This is a genomic window from Mycobacterium sp. E183 (assembly GCF_001667735.1).
Classification (GTDB): Bacteria; Actinomycetota; Actinomycetes; order Mycobacteriales; family Mycobacteriaceae; genus Mycobacterium.
Window position 1 is genome coordinate 1 of the sequence record NZ_LZJN01000122.1, and the last position, 3,632, is coordinate 3,632.

Sequence of the window (3,632 nt, forward strand, 5' to 3'; positions counted from 1 at the left end):
TCAGCGTATCACTCACGTCGGCGACTACGGCAGACACCGACCCCTCCGCCCCCCCCCCGCCCGGCGCTCATCAACAGGGACAACTGCCAACAGATCCTGGGTTTCTTCTGCCCCCACGCGTGACGGGCGCCGACCGCTGGGTGCCAATCGTCCCGATCCCTGGTCTAGGTTGATCGCGTGGCCGCAAACGCACACGAGACCGCCCGGCGGTTGCTGACGGTATGGTGCGCAGCCGTGGCCGCCGCGGGTCTGTTCGTCGCGTGGCGGATCGATGAGCGGGCGCAACCGTGTTGGAGTGTGCGGCAATTCATCGACTTCAACCGCGACGCGCAGGCCTCGTTGAAGGCGAAGACGCGGTTTGCGCCGCCGGGCTCCTACGAACAAAACTCGGTACCCAGTGACGCCGACTATCAGGCGTGGCTCGACGGCCTGCAGCGGCGAGCCAACCAGGTGACCGCGCCCGGGCTGTCGGCCCACGCGCAGCGAGCGGCAGCGCTGGCCCGTGAATTCATGACGGACGCGAACCGGATGAACGACGACCTAGGCAGGGGCGGAGGGGCGGGCGGGTTGTCGCCGTCCCAGATGTTTTGGGCGACGTTGCCCTGCCCGAAGTAGACGTAGTAGTAGGTGTGGCAGATGTTGTTGTCCCAGATGACCGGATTGGTGACGTGGTTACCCGTCGGCGGCAGAGGTTCGCCGGGGCACCAGCGGTGTGGGCCACCATCGGCATTGGCCGTGCCCGCGGCCAACCCGAGACCCGCAACACCCAACCCACCGGCCAGCAGGGCGGTGGTCGCCAACCGCGCGATCCGTCGCATCATGACTGTCCTATTCCGTCGGGCGGCCCGTGGTCGGGGCGCTCTGCAGTTGAAGTAAATAGCGCGCCTGCCGCTACCGATCCCAAATTTGGCCGGCGGCCGCCGTGAGCCTCTTGTCAGGCGAGCATGGTTGGCGCTTAGCGCGACTCCGTGCCGTGACCGTTAAGGATCGTTACCGCAATCGTGATTTTCGCGCTCGTATCATGAATTCACGAGAATTCCGAAGCTTTGACCCGAACAACGCCGATCGGCGTCCGCGAGCCTGGGGGCTGATATGACGATCGCAATCGCCGCGCACGAGCCAATCGAGAACGACGCGTTCGACGCGCACGACGATGTCATTTCGGCGGTCGCACGGCTCAACGGTATGCCCTGGGGAGGGGACACCGTTCTCGCCGAATTGAAACCGCGCTGGCGGCCCTCAGAAGAAGAGATCGTGCGCGCGGCGATCACCGTGATTTTGGTCGCCCTTGTGGCGATGATCGCCGTCGCCGCAGTCGCGATCTTGACAATGGGTTAGCGGCGGCCACGAGTAGGCGAGCACACGCAGCTCGTTTGGTTTTGGCCCGCCCGTGCGGGAGTCGTTGGGCGGCGGCGACGAGCACTGTCCCGCCGCCGCACCCGACGGTGCGGGCGAACCCGCTTGCGGCACAAGCAATTCAGCGGGACTCATAACGCCGGTGCGCATCGGCCTCACGGGCCTCGGAGATTCGCTTCTGCTTGGCGATATAGAGCTCGGCGTCCGCGGCGGCGTGCAGCGTGGCGATATCGGCGTCCTTGCCGGAGGCCGACGCGGTCCCGATGCTGGTGCCCGGCGTATATAGCCGCGCGGCGCCGACGAATTGGTCTGCCGCGGTGGGCTTGCGACCGGGGCGGTCAGCGATACACACCGCGAACTCGTCGCCGCCGAACCTGGCCAGAACGGCGTGCGCGGGGGCCACTTCTCGCCAGATATCCGCGCGACTTATCAGGTGCCGATCGCCGGCGACATGTCCGTCGGTGTCGTTGATCTGTTTGAAGTTGTCGATGTCCAGCGCGACGACCGTGACGGTGGACGCGGTCGAACGGGACCGCGCCAGCAAGTCGGCGGTGGCAATCTCCCAGCCGGCACGGTTGAGCAGTCCGGTGAGCGGGTCGGTGCACGCCGCGGCGACCAAGGTCCGCGTCAACAGGCCGAATGACTCGGCGGCGCCGACAATCGCGATCACGAAGATGAGGTAGTCGATGTACAACTTGGGCATGGGCGCGAGCGCAAGCGCGACGACACACGCCACGGTAAGCGCGCCGACCAGCAGCGCGCCCCGGCGCGGCGAGTAGAACCCGCGGAGGTACATCGCCAGAAACATCGGGGCGATCAGGCAGACGAACTCGGCGACGATCGCGACGTGGAAGGCCATCACCATGGGTGTGGCGACGATCGCCACGGCCGTCGCCGGTCCGGGTTTGTCGGGCCGGACGGCCAACCACGCCAACGCCGCGGCGCCGAGCACGACCGCCGCGATGCCTCCGGTCGGGTTCCCCGGCTTCAGCCCGGGATGGATTCGGATGAAGGTGCTGAACACAACACCCCAGGTGTAGAGGAACGTGGTGGCGCCCAAATAGATTCGCAGCAGCCGAACCTGATGCTTGCCGTAAAAGCCGCTGCCCGCGTCAGCACGCAACCGCAACCGGTATCGGCCTGCCCTACGGCCGCCTGGGCCTCGGAGGCTTAGACCCATCCGGTCAATCTCCCGGTCATGTGCTGACGCTCGGCCAATTACTGACATCGCCATTTGGCGAGCGCTCGTTTGCGGGTTAACGCTACTAAAGCATGCCGCGACACGCTCAATGAAGCCGCTAGATCTCCGAAACGGCGGGCCGCCGATTAACAGCGTAATTCCCGGGAAATAACCGTAACGGCGAGGCCGCTTGGCAAAAGGCGATTGAGATTGCGGCGTGCCGGTCAGTGTTCACCGTCGCCCACACCGAAGTTGGCTTCACGCGCTACCGGTGCGGCCAACAGACCGGAAGAAGAGCTCGTGCAACGCGGCGATCACGATGATTTCGGTGGCCCCTGTGGCCGTGATTGGCGTCGCCGCGGGTTCGATCTTGACAACGGGTTAGCAGCGATTTGGTCCGGAATCGGCCGTTGCGGGACTTTCCCCAAACCGTGTCAGCAGTGGGACTATGGTGTTGCTGAATTGCTGCGTCGGGAGGTTTCCATGGACGGGACCCCGTTCGGCCGGTACCGATTAATCAATTTGCTCGGCCGGGGCGGCATGGGAGAGGTCTGGCGAGCTTATGACACCGTCACCGACCGGATAGTCGCGCTGAAAGTACTCCCGGCGCATTTTGCTGCGGACAAGACGTTTCAACAGCGATTCCGTCGCGAGGCCCACTCAGCGGCACGGTTGAACAACCCTCACGTGGTGCCAATACACACCTACGGCGAGATCGACGGACGGCTATTCGTCGACATGCGCCTGATCGAAGGGCGGGACCTGGCGACCGTGCTGGCCTCCGGTTCAATGTCTCCGGCACGCGCGGTGCACATCGTCGAGCAGGTGGCACACGCCGTATACGCCGCGCACAAGATTGGATTGGTGCATCGGGACATCAAGCCCTCCAACATCTTGCTCGATGAAAATGACTTTGCGTATCTGATCGATTTCGGGATCGCTCGTGTTCTCGGCGAGACCGGTCTGACTGGTACGGACGCGGTGGTGGGCACGCTGCGCTACATGGCACCCGAGCGCTTCAAAGTCGGTGAGGCCGATGCACGCTCGGACATCTACGCGCTTGCTTGCGTGCTCTACGAATGCTTGACGGGAGGCG

4 protein-coding genes are annotated in these 3,632 nt (G+C 64.6%); 2 read left to right on the forward strand and 2 right to left on the reverse strand.

What is annotated here, in order from left to right:
- Nucleotides 1-410 precede the first annotated feature (410 nt).
- Entirely contained in the window at nucleotides 411-818 is a 408-nt protein-coding gene (locus A5691_RS28620; RefSeq protein ID WP_231982298.1) for a hypothetical protein, read from the reverse strand.
- Between the two features lie 274 nt (nucleotides 819-1,092).
- On the opposite strand from A5691_RS28620, the gene A5691_RS12845 reads away from it, so the two are divergent.
- Nucleotides 1,093-1,338, forward strand: a complete 246-nt coding sequence (locus A5691_RS12845; RefSeq protein WP_067756415.1) for a hypothetical protein — start codon at nucleotides 1,093-1,095, stop codon at nucleotides 1,336-1,338.
- A 139-nt stretch (nucleotides 1,339-1,477) separates the two neighbouring features.
- Here A5691_RS12845 and A5691_RS12850 read toward each other — a convergent pair whose 3' ends face one another.
- The gene (locus tag A5691_RS12850) at nucleotides 1,478-2,485 is read right to left on the reverse strand and encodes a GGDEF domain-containing protein (RefSeq protein ID WP_067756412.1); all 1,008 of its coding nucleotides are present in this window, start codon (nucleotides 2,483-2,485) and stop codon (nucleotides 1,478-1,480) included.
- Nucleotides 2,486-3,019: 534 nt separating this feature from the next.
- Between A5691_RS12850 and A5691_RS12855 the strand changes: the two genes are divergently transcribed.
- Nucleotides 3,020-3,632 (forward strand): serine/threonine-protein kinase (locus A5691_RS12855; protein WP_156675725.1); only part of this gene is annotated, 613 nt, incomplete at its 3' end.